Origin of the sequence: Tenebrionibacter intestinalis, assembly GCF_016632365.1 — a bacterium.
GTDB classification, from domain to species: Bacteria; Pseudomonadota; Gammaproteobacteria; order Enterobacterales; family Enterobacteriaceae; genus Tenebrionibacter; species Tenebrionibacter intestinalis.
This window is the reverse complement of sequence record NZ_JAEPBH010000015.1, coordinates 57,013-72,705: the sequence shown is the minus strand read 5'-3', so window position 1 is coordinate 72,705 and position 15,693 is coordinate 57,013. Positions and strand designations below refer to the sequence as shown.

The following is a 15,693-nucleotide window of genomic DNA, read 5'->3' as shown; positions in this document are numbered from 1 at the left end:
ATGGGGCTGCTTATTGACGGCGTCTGGCACGATAAATGGTATGACACACAATCCACTAACGGGCGATTTGAGCGTTCGCAGGCTACTTTTCGCCACTGGATTACCGCAGACGGCACGGCCGGCCCTTCCGGCGAAGGCGGCTTTAACGCCCACAGAGGCCGTTACCATTTATACGTTTCTCTGGCCTGCCCCTGGGCGCACCGCACGCTGATTATGCGCAAGTTGAAAGGTCTGGAAAAGCTGGTTTCGGTTTGTGTCGTGCATCCGCTGATGCTGGAGCACGGCTGGACGTTTAACCACGATTTTCCGCAAGCCACGGGCGATACGCTTTACCACCACGACTACCTCTGGCAGCTCTATACACAGGCAGAGCCGGGCTACAGCGGGCGTGTTACGGTGCCGTTACTGTGGGATAAAGAACGCCAGACCATTGTCAGTAATGAGTCAGCGGACATTATCCGTATGTTCAACAACGCATTTGACGCCCAGGGCGCCCGCGCTGGGGACTATTATCCCGGGCCGCTGCGCGCCAGTATTGATGAGTTAAATTCGTGGATCTACGACTCGGTCAATAACGGCGTGTATAAAGCGGGATTCGCCACCTGCCAGCAGGCCTACGACGACGCGGTAAAAGGCGTATTCACCTCGCTTGCCCGGCTTGAGCAATTGCTCGATAAACATCGCTATCTTACCGGCAACAGCCTGACCGAGGCGGATATCCGCCTGTGGACTACGCTCATTCGTTTTGATCCGGTTTATGTCACCCATTTTAAATGCGATCGCTACCGCATCAGCGACTATCCAAACCTTTATGGTTACCTGCGCGATATCTGGCAGTTGCCCGGCGTGGCTGAAACGGTTAATTTCGACCATATACGCACTCACTACTATCGTAGCCATAAAACAGTAAACCCCACAGGCATCATCTCTTATGGGCCTTGTCAGAATCTTGATGAGCCGCACGGTCGGGATGAACGCTTCGGTGATGCCGATCGTCATTCTCGCTTTTCTTCTCCCTGAGCTATGCTTTTTACAGCGCTTGCTTAAAAAACAAGTGACTAACGGCTTATGGAGGGCACAGGTGAACTGGTATCTGGAAGTCTTACGTAATTATATTGGGTTTCACGGCCGGGCCAGGCGCGCGGAGTACTGGATGTTCATTATAGTGAACATTATTTTTACCTACGTGCTTGGGACGATAGACCGGATAATCGGCTGGAAGCTGGTGGGAGATAGCGGCGTGCTCGCCTCGCTTTACGGTGTGCTGATTTTCCTGCCGTGGTGGGCAGTACAGTTTCGCCGCCTGCACGACACTGACCGTTCAGCCTGGTGGCTGCTTTTAATTCTTATCCCTTTCATCGGCTGGCTGATTATTATCCTGTTTAACTGCCAGCGCGGCACGCAGGGCGAGAACCGCTATGGCCCCGATCCACTGGAAGAGCCCGCGCCGCATCGAAACATTAACGCCCGCTAAACAGCTTTGGAATCTCGCGCAGGCACCACGACTTGGCTTCCCCCATACTGTCGCGACGCCAGGCCATGATTATCTCAACTTCCGCAACGGACTCCGGGCTGACCACGCGCAGACGGCCTTCGGCAATATCGCGCTCAACCATCGGATATGGCATGGACGCTACCCCCAGCCCGGCCAGTAGCGCCTGGCGCTTATCCTGCATACTGCTTACCGTCATGCGCGGCTGTTTATCGAGCAATTGCACGGTAAGTACCGGGCGCTCGCGTGCGGTATCCGCCACCGCCACGCCGCGATATTTCACGCGCGTCACTTCAGAAAGCGGCTCCGGTTCCTGATGAATAGGATGATCCGGCGCTGCCACGTAGACGCTCATCAGCTTAAAGAGCTTGCGCGAATTGATTTCCGTTGATGACCGAAAATGCAGATTGGGCGCGATCACAATGTCCGCTCTTCCCTGCTCCAGGCGTTCCCATGCGCCTGCCAGCACTTCTGTAAGAATGGTAAGCTGGGTATCGGCTTTTGCCGCCAGACGTTCAATCAAAGGAAAAAAGTCGGGGGTCGGCACCAGCGCTTCAGCCACAATAGTCAGATGCGTTTCCCAACCACGCGCCAGCGCTTCAGCATCGGTAGTGAGCTTATCAGCAGCCTCAAGCAACAGGCGCCCACGCTCAAGCAGCATGCGCCCAACATTTGTGAATTTCGTGCGATGGCCTGAGCGATCGAACAATACGACATCCAGCTCTTCTTCCAGCTTTTGCATGGTATAGCTGAGCGCCGAAGGGACGCGCCCCAGTTCGTCCGCCGCCGCCGCGAAGCTGCCGCGGCGATCTATCGCGTCCATGACGCGCAGCGCTTCCAGCGTCAATGCTCTTTCTTTCGCCATTTCGCTTTCATTCAGTAAATTTGAACAGAGCAAGCAGATTAACTGGCTAACAATGCAGCGTCCAGACTCTTACCATTAGATCAGTGAAAAAAGAGGTGCAGCGACATGATTACGCCAAGAACGACCGGACAATGCGGAAAAGCCGATTATGGCTGGCTACAGGCACGCTATACGTTCTCGTTCGGCCATTATTTCGATCCATCCCTGCTGGGTTACGCCTCGCTTCGGGTGCTTAATCAGGATGTGTTAGCGCCAGGCGCCGCCTTCCAGCCCCGTACTTACCCTAAAGTCGATATTCTGAATCTGACGCTTAACGGCGAAGCCGAATACCGGGACAGCGAAGGCCGCCACGCTCGGGCAAAAGCGGGAGAAGCATTACTGCTCGCCGCCCGGCCCGGCGTAAGCTACAGCGAACTTAATTTCAGTAAAACCGAATCACTCACGCGCATGCAGTTATGGCTGGATGCCTGTCCGGAGCGCGAGAATACGCCGTTACAAAAGTTCACACTGCGCAACGAAAAGCATCAGTTACTCGCCTCGCCGGATGGCTCGCAGGGCAGCATGGTGCTACGCCAGCAGGCATGGATTTACTACATTGCCCTGGATGAAGGCGAACAATTCCACACGGATTTGCACGGCTCGCGCGCCTATTTGCAGTCAATACACGGCTGCGTCCACACCAGAACCGGCACAGAACAAAAAACCGCGCTGACCTGCGGCGACGGCGCCTTTATTCGCGACGAATTAGCCCTCACTCTGGTTGCTGATAGCCCCCTGCGCGCGCTGTTGATTGATTTTTCATGCTGATAGCTTACCGCGCCATACGCCAGGCCCTCCCGCCCCCCTGCCAGACGTTTTTCTTCTGTTTCATAAGGTTCAGCGCTAAAGCGGCAGCTACGCCTTTTGCCGCTAAAAAAATACAGCCATGTTTAGCGCATATTCATGCATTTTCTGAACGAACAATAGCGACAGGCGGGAGTTCAAAAAATAAGCGCATTAGACGAAATGCGCAATTAATGTATAATAGATACTGTTTTATCGTTTATTTGTGAAATATTAACAACAAATAAACATAAAAAAACCTTCACCCGCCTTGATGTTAATAACTGTGACTCAGACGATTAAAAACCTTATTACATCGGTATTAATTGTATTGTTAACAATATGTTTAGTACCCTTGCTACGATCTGTGTCGCCAATAATAACTATTGGCGGGATACCTTTTTATATCGCCTATCTGCCTATTAGCCTGTTTATCGCTATTGCCTGCGTATTTGGTTTCCGAATTTTTCCAGCATTGTTGCTGGGCATACTCATTTCCTATATAAATGAGTTACATCTCAACACGATACAAACCGTTGGTTTATCCCTGAGCGTAACAGTTCCGTTGCTGGTAAGTCTGTTTATCCTGAAAAAACGGCTGGGCAACCGCTATCGCGCCAATATTACAAACCGAAAAGGCGTACTCGATCGCCTGCTTTGCCTGGGTTTGCTTTACCCCATATTGATGCAGTTTTCGCTTTATTTCTGGGGCATGTTTACAAAAATTAATGATGATTTTCAGTACTATTTTTCTATTAAAGAAATTACGCTGCTGCTGCTCAATCTGCAAAGTTTAACTTTGCCAGCCGTTGTTTTTACAGCCTTTTTTTATCATATCTTACGCACAGTCGTTTCATTCAATTACGCAAGAAAATTTTACATTAACCACATCAGCACCTTTTTCCAAAACCAAAACCGCAGACAGGTCACCATCTGGCTGATAAGTCTGGCTATCCTGATTGCCGCCAGCACCAGTCAGTCCGTGGCGATGTCCGGCTACGGCATTCCTGCCATTTTTCTTATTTTCGTTTACGGCTTTATCAGCCTTGATCCCACAGTGATCACCTGTCTGTGGTCGATCGTGGTTTATCTGTTTATCCAGCATAATTCAGGCTTTATTAAACAGCTTGAACAGGATCAGCTATTTATCTGTTTCTCTGCGTTATTTATCGTCTTTACTATTGCCAATATCTGGCTGTCTTCCATGAAGATTCGCCTTAATAAAGCGATTATCCGGCTTTCCGCTATGGCGCGCCGCGATCCGTTAACGCATCTCCCTAATCTGCAGGCGCTGGCTTACGACATAAAACACACCCATGCCGAGCCCTGTCTGTGCTACATCAGGCTGTTCGCTATCGACAAAATAGAAAAACATCTGGGCTTTACCTTCAAATCCACAATTAAAATCGCGCTATACAGCCAGCTAAAACGGCTGCTTGGCCCGGAAGCGAAAATTTACGCCGCCCCTAATCGCGATGTGCTCATATTACTGCCTGAAGAGAATATCAGGGCGCGGCTTCAGCGGCTTATCACGGATCTGAACCTGGTAAAACTTACCAGCCAGGATGAGAAAGTGGACATTCACTACGGCATTTCATGGAAAAAGATGTCGCCCGGCGATGACGTTTATCAGACAATTTGCGGGCTGGAATACCTGGCAACAATCAAGCGCAGAAACCACGTTAGCGCTCTGCATGAACATGATAAGCTGGTTGAAAAATATACCATGCTGGACATTATAAAACTCAACGGTATCAAGCAGGCTATCCTGGGCGGCGGCATTATCATTTACGCACAAAAAATAGACAGCATTGACGGAAGCCACTGTTATTATGAGGTGCTTTGCCGGTTAAGCTGCGAAGGTAAAGTGATGGCGCCGCATGAGTTTCTGCCATTGATTGCCGAATTTGATCTGTGTTCTTTGTTAGACTTCCGGATACTCGACTGTTTTCTGGAACAGTATTGCCAGCACGTACTTAGCCATACTGATAGCGTCCGGTATTCCATTAATATCATGCCGGAAACGCTGGGCGATGAAAAAACGGCCGATAAAATTATTGCGACTTTCCAGAAATTTGGCGTCAGCTCACGCAACTTTATATTTGAAGTGACTGAAGAGCAGCTTTTTTTCAACAAACATGTTGCGCTGGCCAACATCAAACGCCTCAGGAATGCGGGCTTTACTATTGCTATTGATGATTTTGGTAAAGGCTACGCCAACTACGAGCGGTTAAAAATGCTGGATGCCGACGTCATAAAAATTGACGGCATGTTTGTAAAGGATATCACACATAATCACCTTGACGCTGTCATCGTCAAATCGATTATCGACATTGCCAGAGCTAAAAATATGAAAGTTGTTGCTGAGTTTGTCGAGACAAAAAAACATGCGCTGTTGCTTAAAAACCTTGGCGTTGATTATCTTCAGGGATATTACATTGGCAAACCTGAACCCCTTAAATTTTCCTTTGGATAATTTTTACTGTTTTTAACGACAACGAGAAGTCTAATGCAGATCTTGTCAATCTATAAAGTTAAAATTAGTTCTATAATAGCTGCTATATTCATCAGTAGCGGGCTTTTGTTCGTTTCTGCGCTACTGATTTTTTCCTGGCAAAGGAATGAAATTATCACAAATACGTCAGAAATCAAGAACCTACTCATTCGTATATTTGATGAGAATGAAAATATTGCTGATGCTATTACCACGAAATTTACTATTACTAAAAAAAATAGTCTCTGCAGTATACCCAAAGTTTATAAAGACGATGGTTTTTATGGATTTAACTATTCATCTGCAACAACGACCACCCCGGTTTACGGTACGCTTTTAGCGTTGCAGCCCGTCAGTAAAATGACCGAATGTCTGGTTTATTCAGCCAATATCATCCAGTCAACACTGGCAAACAGCGATTTAACAACCAAAAATGGGTTTCGTTACCTTATCACCGACAAAACTAAAATGATCTACTCTTTCCAGCGGCTGGAATATCCTCGCTTCAATATTAAAACATCAAAGATGTTTCAAGATCTGCATGCGTACATCCCAATGATTCCTGATTACTATAAGCGTAAATTAACAAACAGCATTATGAGTAAGGGAACCGTCGCAACGCCGCTTTATCTTGATATTATTACGAATGCTAACACCTACAGCGTTGTTAGCTTTGTTTACGATCTCAACGACAGCAAGACGCCCGTCGCCTACCTCCTTTACGATCACACCACCGGCGAACTCAACGCGCTGATAAAAAACATCATTGGCGACAAAGATTGGGTTACATATTACGTTCAGGAAGTTTCGACGAAAAAAAACATGTGCATCAATGATTGCCACGCGTCGCAGCCTTTGCTGACTGAACGCATCAGCACGCATTTGTCTACGACTTTTCGGCTGGAAAGCGAAATCAATATATTAAAAAGCATCTACGCTTTTCCGGCTTTTAAGTTTATCGCGATTATACTGTTCTTCGTGGGGCTGGTGCTGCAAAACGTTATCCACAAATGGCTTATACGTTCTATGGCCGACTCTTTCATCGATCCTTTAACGGGCTTATACACCCGCAAAATATCCCCCTTCATTGAGAAAAAAATGAAGTATAAAGGATATGTATCAATGATAGACTGCAACAAATTCAAAGAAATCAATGATCTGTTCGGACACAGCGCGGGCGACCAGGTGCTGATATTTATCGGCCAGGCCATTAAAACGGAGTTAAGAAGCCAGGATATTGCCGTTCGTTACGGCGGGGATGAATTTCTGGTGGTCATGCTCGTTGATGAGGTGAAGAAAGCCCAGCAGATTATGAAACGCATTCAGCAACGCATCGGCGCCAGAACGTTTACCTTCGGAGAAAATACCGTAACGCCGTGCATTTCATTCGGTATCGCTCAGCTCAGAGATAATTTATCGCAAAGCATTCAGTATGCTGATGAAAAAATGTACGTCATGAAAAAAGCGTCCCAATTAACGCCTCAGGAGCCAGACCTGTAGCGCCGCCTGGCGGACAGACCTGTCCGCTACGGCGTAATACCGAACGATTAAAAAATGGATGTTTCTCTGAACAAATTCGACCTTCGCATAAGCCTGTATGGATTCGGCGCTTAACAGGCGTTTTTGTTCTTGTAGATAGTAGGCACGGCAAAGCGTATGGGGATATAACAACCGTTGGCGTATCTCATTACGGCTTCTGAGCGCCTGAGATACGCCAACGCGCTGTTCTGGAATAAGTTGAAGCTGACCGATAAGCCGGGTTCTGTCGTGGACAGTCATTCATCTGGGCCAGCAATCGCTCACTGGCTCAAGCAGCCTACCCGGGTTCAGTACGGGCCGTACCATGTGAACCCCTATTTGGCCTTGCTCCGGGTGGAGTTTACCGTGCCGCGAACTGTTACCAGCCGCGCGGTGCGCTCTTACCGCACCCTTTCACCCTTACCTGATCCCGCTTATGCGGGCCATCGGCGGTTTGCTCTCTGTTGCACTGGTCGTAGGCTTACGCCCCCCAGGCGTTACCTGGCACCCTGCCCTATGGAGCCCGGACTTTCCTCCACTCCGCCTGTCTCCCCGGGGGGACGACGACGAAGCAGCGACTGTCTGGTCAACTTCAGCGCGAGAGTATAGAGCGTTTCGCCTGCGCTGTCACCCCACACAGGCCATGACCTTCACGGCTATGCCGCCCCGCTGAGAGCCTGCCGTATACTCAGCCGCGCAACCCAAGCCAGCGCTGGTCATTTCCACGCAAGAACACGCTCTCCAGGCCAGCAGCGGCCTGGCAGAAAAACCGGGCACGCTGCGCGCCCGAGGATTATTTACACACTTCAATCTTCGCCAGGTTTTCATAATAGCGCGCCAGCGCGCAGTGATCGGCAGAACCCAGCCCATCGGCACGCAGCGCCTGCATCATCTCCATAACCGCCGCTGTCAGCGGTAGCTGTGCGCCTACGCTGTGCGACGTATCCAGCGCGTTTGCTAAATCTTTAATGTGCAGATCGATGCGAAAACCCGGCCTGAAATTACGATCCATTACCATTGGCGCTTTGGCGTCAAGCACCGTACTGCCCGCCAGCCCACCGCGAATCGCCTGATAGACCAGATCCGGATTTACCCCGGCTTTAGTTGCCAACACCAACGCTTCAGACATGGCCGCGATATTTAACGCCACAATGACCTGGTTGGCCAGTTTGGTCACGTTTCCGGCGCCAATTTCGCCAGTATGCACCACCGAGCCAGCCATCGCTTTCATCAGGTCGTAATACTTATCGAATAGCGCTTTATCGCCGCCCACCATCACGGAGAGCGTACCGTCAATGGCCTTCGGTTCACCGCCGCTCACCGGCGCATCCAACATATTCATTCCTTTGGCCTGCAAGGCCGTACAAATTTCCCGACTTGCCAGCGGAGCAATAGAACTCATATCAATCAGCGTACTGCCGGAGCGAGCGCCCTCAAGCAGGCCATTCTCACCCAGCGCCACCTCTGTTACCTGCGGCGAGTTCGGCAGCATAGTAATCACTACGTCGCAGCATTCCGCCACCGCTTTCGGCGTGGCGGCGCTTTCCGCGCCAGCGTGCATCAACTCAGCAACCGCCTCTTTATTACGATCCAGCACCACCAGCGAATAGCCCGCTTTCAGAAGATTTTTGCTCATGGGTTTACCCATGATGCCAAGGCCAATGAAACCTACTTTTAACGTCGTCATCTTGTTCCCTCTCAATAGGCTGAAAGTGTTTACTTTTTAAAGAGATCCGCCAGCTTCTGCGTAGCGGCGCGGAACACGCCAAGGTCGCTGCCTACGGCGACAAAGGTTGCGCCCCACTCCAGGTAACGCCGGGCGTCTGCTTCCGCCGGGGCGAGAATGCCCGCCGGTTTGCCGTGTGTCTTCGCACAAGCAAAAATATGCCTGATAGCGCGCTGCACCTCCGGGTGCGACGGGTTACCAAGGTAGCCCAGCGCCGCGCAAAGATCGCCAGGCCCGACAAAGAGGCCATCTACGCCGTCTGTAGCGGCAATCGCCTCAAGGTTGTCCAGCCCGGGCTGGCTTTCAATCTGCACCAGAACGGCGATATTGTTGTCGATCTGGCTGAAATAATCCGGGGTAGTGCCATAACCATTACTGCGGTGGCTTACGGAAACACCGCGAATACCGCGGGGCGGATAACGCGTGGAAGCCACCGCCCGTTCAGCTTCTTCCCGGCTTTCCACAAACGGGATCAAAAAGTTATAAAAACCAATATCCAGCAGGCGTTTGATAATTACCGGATCGTTGGTCGGCGCGCGCACTACCGGCGCGCTCACGCTGCCTTTGAGCGCCATAAGCTGCGGAACAAACGTAGTGATATCATTCGGCGCATGCTCGCCGTCCAGCACGATCCAGTCAAAGCCCGCCAGCCCCAGCACCTCGGTACTGATCGGGTTCGCCAGCGCCGACCAGCAGCCAATCTGAGTCCGGTGCGCCGCCAGCGCGGCCTTAAATTTATTAGGAAAAATGTTGTCATTCATTTGCATTAACCTTTGCCTGAGTCGTTATTTGCAATGCCAAACGTTGAATATCGCTTACACAGGCCTGGACAATAACCCCCAGCCCCAGGCCAGAGACAACCACTCAGTAGCGACAAAACAGCACCGGTTATTGCCCGCATTAAAAATAACGCAAGCGGTAGCGCGCTTGTGAGTACAAAGCCGGGGATATAAATAAAAGGGCTTTTTTATTCACGGCGATGAATTACTCAGCGCCTGTGCTAACTGAAGAAAAGCAAAAACGCACTTATTATAAACAACCGGCCCTGGCGCATCACTGGACATATGCCCAATATATAAATTATAAAAAACGCTTTTTATCGACATATGCCTGAAGCTGTGGGGTCTACGCCACAGAACTCGAACCTGACGCCTTCCATGCGCCAGGTGGGTACATTTAAGGCGATCTTCCTCACATTTTTGCCCTATTACTTCCCCCATGCTTTTCTTTGCGCTGCTTAAACAAGTAACCCACGTTTTCATTGCGCTTATTTCCTGTTAAGCGGTGTATTACTGGAGACGATAATGGCTGAGATTAAAATTCAACAATCCCCCCCTGCCGCTTTTTATATAAAAGTGCACCACGATGATAATGTGGCAATTATCGTCAATGACGGCGGCCTTAAAGCCGGTACGCGCTTTCCCGATGGGCTGACGCTCACGGAGCATATTCCACAGGGGCATAAAACCGCGCTGGCGGATATTCCCGAAGGCGGTGAAATCGTGCGTTATGGCGAAATTATTGGCTATGCCCAACGCCACATTCCACGCGGCAGTTGGATTGATGAGTCTCTGGTGAGGTTGCCGAAAGCGCCGCCGCTCAATAGCCTGCCGCTGGCGACCCGAATACCGGAGCCGCTGGCGCCGCTGGCGGGCTATACCTTTGAAGGCTACCGCAATCCGAACGGCAGTGTCGGCACCCGTAACCTGCTTGGCATTACCACCAGCGTACACTGCGTGGCGGGCGTGGTTGATTATGTGGTGAAAATCATTGAACGCGATCTGCTGCCGCGCTATCCCAATGTGGACGGCGTAGTCGGGCTGAATCATCTATACGGCTGCGGCGTGGCGATTAACGCGCCTGCCGCAGTCGTGCCGATTCGCACCATTCACAATATCGCCCTTAACCCCAACTTTGGCGGCGAAGTGATGGTCGTGGGTCTCGGCTGCGAAAAACTCCAGCCGGAACGCCTGCTTGAAGGCAGCGATGATATACAGCTTTGTGCCACAGACGGCGCCAGTGTGGTACGCCTGCAGGATGAACGCTATACCGGCTTTCGCGCAATGGTGGATGCGATCTTACAGACCGCCGAACGTCACCTGGAAAAACTCAACGCGCGCCGGCGCGAAACCTTCCCGGCCAGCGAGTTAGTGGTGGGAATGCAGTGCGGCGGCAGCGACGCCTTTTCCGGCGTGACGGCTAACCCGGCGGTAGGCTACGCCTCCGATCTGCTGGTGCGCTGCGGCGCAACGGTCATGTTCTCAGAAGTCACAGAGGTCCGCGACGCTATACATCTGTTGACGCCGCGCGCGGCCAGCGAAGAGGTAGGCAAACGGCTGCTGGAAGAGATGGCCTGGTATGACAACTATCTTGATATGGGAAAAACCGATCGCAGCGCCAATCCGTCACCGGGCAATAAAAAAGGCGGCCTGGCTAACGTGGTGGAAAAAGCGCTCGGCTCAATCGCTAAATCAGGCAAAAGCGCCATTGCCGAAGTGCTCTCCCCCGGGCAACGCCCGACGAAGCGCGGTCTTATTTACGCCGCCACGCCCGCCAGCGATTTTATCTGCGGCACGCAGCAATTGGCATCCGGCATTACGGTGCAGGTGTTTACCACCGGGCGCGGCACGCCATACGGCCTGGCGGCAGTGCCGGTGATAAAAATGGCGACGCGCACGGAGCTTGCCCGGCGCTGGCATGATTTGATGGATATCAACGCAGGCACTATCGCCACAGGCGAAGAGAGCATTGAAGATGTAGGCTGGAAGTTATTTCACTTTATTCTCGACGTGGCCAGCGGACGTAAAAAAACATATTCGGATCAATGGGGGCTGTATAATCAACTGGCGGTGTTTAACCCCGCGCCAGTGACCTGACCGCAATAAAAAAGCATGGCGTCATGCCATGCTAAGACGGCTGGCAAACCCCATCCTTTCACAGACAGGATGGATGAAACACAATAAAAAAGGAAAATCAATGCATTGATTTTCGCCTGCTTACCACAAAAAAGGAAAAAAACCGTTTTTCCCTTTTTTGCCAACAATCCGGGCATGGCGTCATGCCATGCTCCACAATGGCGATAAAGCGGGCAAAAACGAGGATTTGCCCGCTTTGCGGCATTCCGATGTAAATCAACGCGTGGATACGCTTGTACATTGCAGCCGCTTGCGGCCGAGTCCGTTTGGCCTGGCGTCATTCAACAATCTCCATGCCTTTTAGCGCTGTGCAAAAGGCATTCACAAAGCCGACTTAACCACCTGTCTGGTATGCATGACCCGCCAGAAACCTGTCGCAAAGGCTGGTTTACGCGGCAACGCGCAGGTTCGCTTAACCCATTGATTATTAATTTTCTCAATCACGGCGTTATTGCCGCCCCGGCGAGTAAACCTTCCTTCCGGACGGCGTAGAAATACGGCAGATTGCCCCACGTTGGGATATTCCACGCTTCTTCGCGGCCAGGCATTGCCAGAGCGCGCTTCAGGTGGCCGGGTCGTTAGCCTGCAGCGCCAGCGCATATTTATATAACGCGTTTTTCTTCACGCCATGGATTTCTGCCGCCAGCGCCGCCGCCTTTTTCAGCGGCAACTCAGCCTGTAACAGCGCCAGCGTGCGCAGCGCCTCGGCGGGCAGCGCTTCTTCGTTAGCCTTATAGCCCTCGACGATCAGCACCATTTCGCCTTTGCGGCGGTTTTCATCTTCCTTTACCCACGCCAGCAGCTCACCTACCGGCGCGCCGTAAATCGACTCCCAGGTTTTCGTCAGCTCACGCGCCAGCACCACGTAGCGCGCTTCGCCGAACACCGCGCGGATATCCGCCAGGCTGTCGAGCAAGCGGTGAGTGGATTCGTAAAAAATCAGCGTGCGCGGCTCCTGCTCCAGCGCCTGTAGCGCGTCGCGGCGGCCTTTGGATTTTGCAGGCAAAAAACCTTCATAACAAAAACGGTCTGACGGCAACCCGGCGGCGCTCAGCGCGGCGATAGCCGCGCACGGTCCCGGCAACGGCACCACACGCACGCCCGCGTCACGACAGGCGCGCACCAGATGGTAGCCCGGATCGTTAATAAGCGGCGTGCCGGCGTCGGAAACCAGCGCTATCGTCTGGCCTTCACGCAGCTTCGCCAGCAGTGTTTCGGCTTTTTGTTGTTCGTTATGGTCGTGCAGAGCAAACATTCGCGCATTAATGGCGAAATGCTGGAGTAAAAGTCCGGTATGGCGGGTATCTTCAGCGGCAATCAGATCAACGGCCTGTAAAATCTCCAGCGCACGTCGCGTTATGTCGCTGAGGTTGCCGATAGGCGTCGGTACAATGTATAGCGTACCTTCTGAAATCACTGCTGAATCGAGTTGTTTCATTGTTTCATCCGTATTGCCGATTTAATATTGACCGCTGGGTAAAATAACACTGGATACAGTATGGTACCGTCTAAAATTTTTCGTTCTAAAGCCGGGCGCTGCCTGCCAGTCCTGCTGGCCGCAATGCTTTTTTCCGGCTGTGGCATTCAGTCTAAAGACCAGAGCGCGTCTCTGTTGCAGGCTGATACACAGGGTAATTCCGCGTTTTATTTACAGCAAATGCAGCAAAGCCGTGATGATAACAGGACAAACTGGCAATTACTTGCCATACGCGCTTTGTTAAAAGAAGGCGATAATCCCCAGGCTATCGAACTTTACGGCAAACTACCGCACGGGCTGAGCGGCCAACAGGGGCGCGAATATGCGCTGCTGAGCGCCGAAATTGCGCTACTGCGCCAGGATTACGCCGGCGCGCGCACGCGTCTGGCGAGCATCAACCCCGATGAACTGGAAGCGCCGCAGCAGGCGCGCTACTGGCAGTTGCAAATCAACGCAAGCCAGGGCAAACCCTCCCTGAGTTTACTGCGCGCGCTGATTGCGCAGGAGCCCTCGCTACAGGGAGATGCGAAACAAAAGAATATCGACGCAACCTGGCAGGCGCTTAGCGCCATGCCTGAGGAGCAGGCGCGCGCGTTGGTCATTAACGCCCGGGAAAATACACTGCAGGGTTGGCTCGACTTACAGCAAATCTGGTTTAGCAAGCGCAACAATTTACAGGCGCTAAAAGCAGGCATTGCTGACTGGCGCATCCGCTATCCGCAAAACCCCGGCGCGACAATGCTGCCTGGCGCGTTGAATAACCTGCAAAACGCTCACGCAACAACCAACATAATTGCCCTACTGCTGCCGCTCAACGGCCAGGCCGGCGTGTTTGGCCAGGCGCTCAAAAGGGGGTTTGAAGACGCGCGAAACGGACTGCTGCAAACCAGTCCGTCGGCCGCCGATACACAGCCTACGCCTGCTTATGCAGAGACGCCAAACGGCGGCGATGTGGTCAGCCCAGCCAATGCGCCGGTCGATGAACTGCTTGAAAACCACTCGTCTGTCTCGCCATTGCAGGCGGATTCACAGCCCACGCCTGCCGCCAGCGCTGCGCAAACTCCGGCAGAAGTCCGCGTTTACGACACCACGGAGCAACCGGTCAGCCAGATCCTGGCGCAGGCGCAACGGGACGGCGCTTCGCTGGTCGTCGGTCCGCTGCTAAAGCCTGACGTTGAGCGTATGCTCACCAGCAATACCCCCCTTAATGTCCTGGCGCTTAACCAACCCGGACATATCAGCAACCGTGCGAATGTTTGTTACTTTGCGCTCTCTCCGGAAGATGAAGCCCGCGATGCCGCCGAGCATATTTGGGCGCAGGGCTACCGTCGCCCGCTGCTGCTGGCGCCGGGCAACGCGCTGGGCGACCGCGTGACGCGCGCTTTTGCTAACGCCTGGCAACAGCAGGGCGGCGATACGGTATTGCAGCAGCGTTTCGGCGCCCAGGCCGAATTACGCAGCGCAATCAACCGCGGAACAGGGCTAACCCTGACCGGAACGCCGGTCACCACTGAACGGGAAGCGCCTGCCCTTGCAGACAACGCATCTGTTCCTGCGCAGCCGCTGGAGGCCCAGGATACGCCCGGCAATGTGGATGCGGTATATATTGTGGCCACACGCAGCGAATTGGCATTGATTAAACCGATGATCGCCATGCGTACCGGCAGCCGCAGCAGCGTCCAGCTCTATGCCAGCTCGCGCAGCGCACAAAGCGGCGCAGGCGCTGATTTCCGTCTGGAAATGGAGGGGCTGGAATACAGTGAAATTCCGGCGCTTTCAGGCAGCAACCCTGCTTTTCAACAGCAGGCGCTGGCGGCGTCGCGCAACGATTATTCGCTGGCGCGCCTGTATGCGATGGGCGCTGACGCCTGGACGCTGGCAAATCAGTTCGTCCAGATACGCCAGATGCCGGGGCATCAGATAGCCGGCAATACCGGCACGTTGATTGCCTCTGACGACTGTGTAATCGGACGTAAAATGTCGTGGCTCAAATACCAACAAGGCCGGATCGTTGCGGTAAACTAACCCGACAGCGGCGGGGCGCGCTCGTTGAAGCGCAGGCTCGCCGCTGGCTGGAGCATAAAGGGCTGCGCTTTATCGCCGCCAACGTGCGCGAACGCGGCGGTGAAATCGATCTTATCATGACGCATGGCGTGACTACCGTTTTTGTGGAAGTCCGCTATCGCGCCAGCGACCGGTTCGGCGGCGCGGCGGCGAGCGTCACCCCCGGCAAACAACAAAAGCTGTTGCGCGCCGCGGCAGTCTGGCTTGCCCGTCATAATGAATGTTTTGATACTGTGGATTGCCGGTTTGATGTGTTAGCCTTCACCGGCAACGAGGTGGAATGGGTCGTTAACGCCTTCTCCCTCAGCCAGTAATGTGCC

General features: G+C 52.7%; 13 protein-coding genes and 1 other RNA gene. 8 read left to right on the top strand and 6 right to left on the bottom strand.

Annotated features, from left to right (window positions below; all coding sequences use genetic code 11):
* Both JJB97_RS07525 and JJB97_RS07520 read left to right on the top strand, forming a co-directional pair.
* Entirely contained in the window at positions 1 to 1,020 is a 1,020-nt protein-coding gene (locus tag JJB97_RS07525; RefSeq protein ID WP_238713412.1) for a glutathione S-transferase family protein, read from the top strand.
* A gap of 61 nt (positions 1,021 to 1,081) precedes the next feature.
* On the top strand, positions 1,082 to 1,474 hold the full coding sequence (locus JJB97_RS07520) for a DUF805 domain-containing protein (RefSeq protein WP_238713411.1): 393 nt from the start codon (positions 1,082 to 1,084) through the stop codon (positions 1,472 to 1,474).
* Here JJB97_RS07520 and JJB97_RS07515 read toward each other — a convergent pair.
* On the bottom strand, positions 1,461 to 2,357 hold the full coding sequence (locus JJB97_RS07515; protein WP_238713410.1) for a LysR family transcriptional regulator: 897 nt from the start codon (positions 2,355 to 2,357) through the stop codon (positions 1,461 to 1,463). The genes JJB97_RS07520 and JJB97_RS07515 overlap by 14 nt on opposite strands.
* Before the next feature lie 105 nt (positions 2,358 to 2,462).
* Here JJB97_RS07515 and JJB97_RS07510 point away from each other — a divergent pair, with 105 nt between their 5' ends.
* The 3 genes from JJB97_RS07510 to JJB97_RS07500 all read left to right on the top strand — a co-directional run bounded on the left by JJB97_RS07510 (position 2,463) and on the right by JJB97_RS07500 (position 7,173).
* Positions 2,463 to 3,164 (top strand): pirin family protein, encoded by a 702-nt coding sequence (locus tag JJB97_RS07510; RefSeq protein ID WP_238713409.1) that lies wholly within the window; start codon positions 2,463 to 2,465, stop codon positions 3,162 to 3,164.
* 382 nt (positions 3,165 to 3,546) lie between these two features.
* Positions 3,547 to 5,655, top strand: a complete 2,109-nt coding sequence (locus JJB97_RS18625; protein WP_238713408.1) for an EAL domain-containing protein — start codon at positions 3,547 to 3,549, stop codon at positions 5,653 to 5,655.
* A 33-nt stretch (positions 5,656 to 5,688) separates the two neighbouring features.
* Positions 5,689 to 7,173 carry a GGDEF domain-containing protein gene (locus JJB97_RS07500; protein ID WP_238713407.1) on the top strand — a complete coding sequence of 495 codons (1,485 nt, stop codon included), beginning with the start codon at positions 5,689 to 5,691 and terminating at the stop codon, positions 7,171 to 7,173.
* Between the two features lie 235 nt (positions 7,174 to 7,408).
* On the opposite strand, the gene rnpB is transcribed toward JJB97_RS07500, so the two are convergent.
* The 3 genes from rnpB to garL all read right to left on the bottom strand — a co-directional run bounded on the left by rnpB (position 7,409) and on the right by garL (position 9,678).
* An RNA gene (gene rnpB / locus JJB97_RS07495) (RNase P RNA component class A) lies at positions 7,409 to 7,785 on the bottom strand.
* Between the two features lie 199 nt (positions 7,786 to 7,984).
* Positions 7,985 to 8,893, bottom strand: coding sequence for a 2-hydroxy-3-oxopropionate reductase (gene garR, locus JJB97_RS07490; protein ID WP_263457897.1), 909 nt, complete (start codon positions 8,891 to 8,893; stop codon positions 7,985 to 7,987).
* Positions 8,894 to 8,907: 14 nt separating this feature from the next.
* A complete protein-coding gene (gene garL, locus JJB97_RS07485) occupies positions 8,908 to 9,678 on the bottom strand; it encodes a 2-dehydro-3-deoxyglucarate aldolase (RefSeq protein ID WP_238713405.1) in 771 nt (256 codons plus the stop codon).
* Between the two features lie 543 nt (positions 9,679 to 10,221).
* Between garL and garD the strand changes: the two genes are divergently transcribed.
* Entirely contained in the window at positions 10,222 to 11,793 is a 1,572-nt protein-coding gene (gene garD / locus JJB97_RS07480) for a galactarate dehydratase (protein ID WP_238713404.1), read from the top strand.
* On the opposite strand, the gene JJB97_RS07475 is transcribed toward garD, so the two are convergent.
* Both JJB97_RS07475 and rsmI read right to left on the bottom strand, forming a co-directional pair.
* Positions 11,757 to 12,113 (bottom strand): hypothetical protein, encoded by a 357-nt coding sequence (locus JJB97_RS07475; protein ID WP_238713403.1) that lies wholly within the window; start codon positions 12,111 to 12,113, stop codon positions 11,757 to 11,759. The two genes, garD and JJB97_RS07475, sit on opposite strands and share 37 nt — an antisense overlap.
* Before the next feature lie 281 nt (positions 12,114 to 12,394).
* On the bottom strand, positions 12,395 to 13,270 hold the full coding sequence (gene rsmI / locus JJB97_RS07470) for a 16S rRNA (cytidine(1402)-2'-O)-methyltransferase (RefSeq protein WP_238713402.1): 876 nt from the start codon (positions 13,268 to 13,270) through the stop codon (positions 12,395 to 12,397).
* Between the two features lie 60 nt (positions 13,271 to 13,330).
* Here rsmI and JJB97_RS07465 point away from each other — a divergent pair, with 60 nt between their 5' ends.
* Together JJB97_RS07465 and JJB97_RS07460 are read left to right on the top strand one after the other, a co-directional pair.
* Positions 13,331 to 15,334, top strand: coding sequence for a penicillin-binding protein activator (locus JJB97_RS07465; RefSeq protein ID WP_238713401.1), 2,004 nt, complete (start codon positions 13,331 to 13,333; stop codon positions 15,332 to 15,334).
* The gene (locus tag JJB97_RS07460; protein WP_238713400.1) at positions 15,292 to 15,687 is read left to right on the top strand and encodes a YraN family protein; all 396 of its coding nucleotides are present in this window, start codon (positions 15,292 to 15,294) and stop codon (positions 15,685 to 15,687) included. The genes JJB97_RS07465 and JJB97_RS07460 overlap by 43 nt, the downstream gene beginning before the upstream one ends.
* Positions 15,688 to 15,693: the final 6 nt, after the last annotated feature.

Excerpts from the sequence above, each read along its gene's own strand:
- JJB97_RS07465 (WP_238713401.1), top strand. The coding sequence starts at position 13,331 with ATGGTACCGTCTAAAATTTTTCGTTCTAAAGCCGGGCGCTGCCTGCCA.
- JJB97_RS07475 (WP_238713403.1), bottom strand. The coding sequence starts at position 12,113 with ATGACGCCAGGCCAAACGGACTCGGCCGCAAGCGGCTGCAATGTACAA.
- JJB97_RS07510 (WP_238713409.1), top strand. The coding sequence starts at position 2,463 with ATGATTACGCCAAGAACGACCGGACAATGCGGAAAAGCCGATTATGGC.
- garL (WP_238713405.1), bottom strand. The coding sequence starts at position 9,678 with ATGAATGACAACATTTTTCCTAATAAATTTAAGGCCGCGCTGGCGGCG.
- rsmI (WP_238713402.1), bottom strand. The coding sequence starts at position 13,270 with ATGAAACAACTCGATTCAGCAGTGATTTCAGAAGGTACGCTATACATT.
- JJB97_RS07525 (WP_238713412.1), top strand. The coding sequence starts at position 1 with ATGGGGCTGCTTATTGACGGCGTCTGGCACGATAAATGGTATGACACA.
- JJB97_RS07515 (WP_238713410.1), bottom strand. The coding sequence starts at position 2,357 with ATGGCGAAAGAAAGAGCATTGACGCTGGAAGCGCTGCGCGTCATGGAC.
- JJB97_RS07500 (WP_238713407.1), top strand. The coding sequence starts at position 5,689 with ATGCAGATCTTGTCAATCTATAAAGTTAAAATTAGTTCTATAATAGCT.
- garD (WP_238713404.1), top strand. The coding sequence starts at position 10,222 with ATGGCTGAGATTAAAATTCAACAATCCCCCCCTGCCGCTTTTTATATA.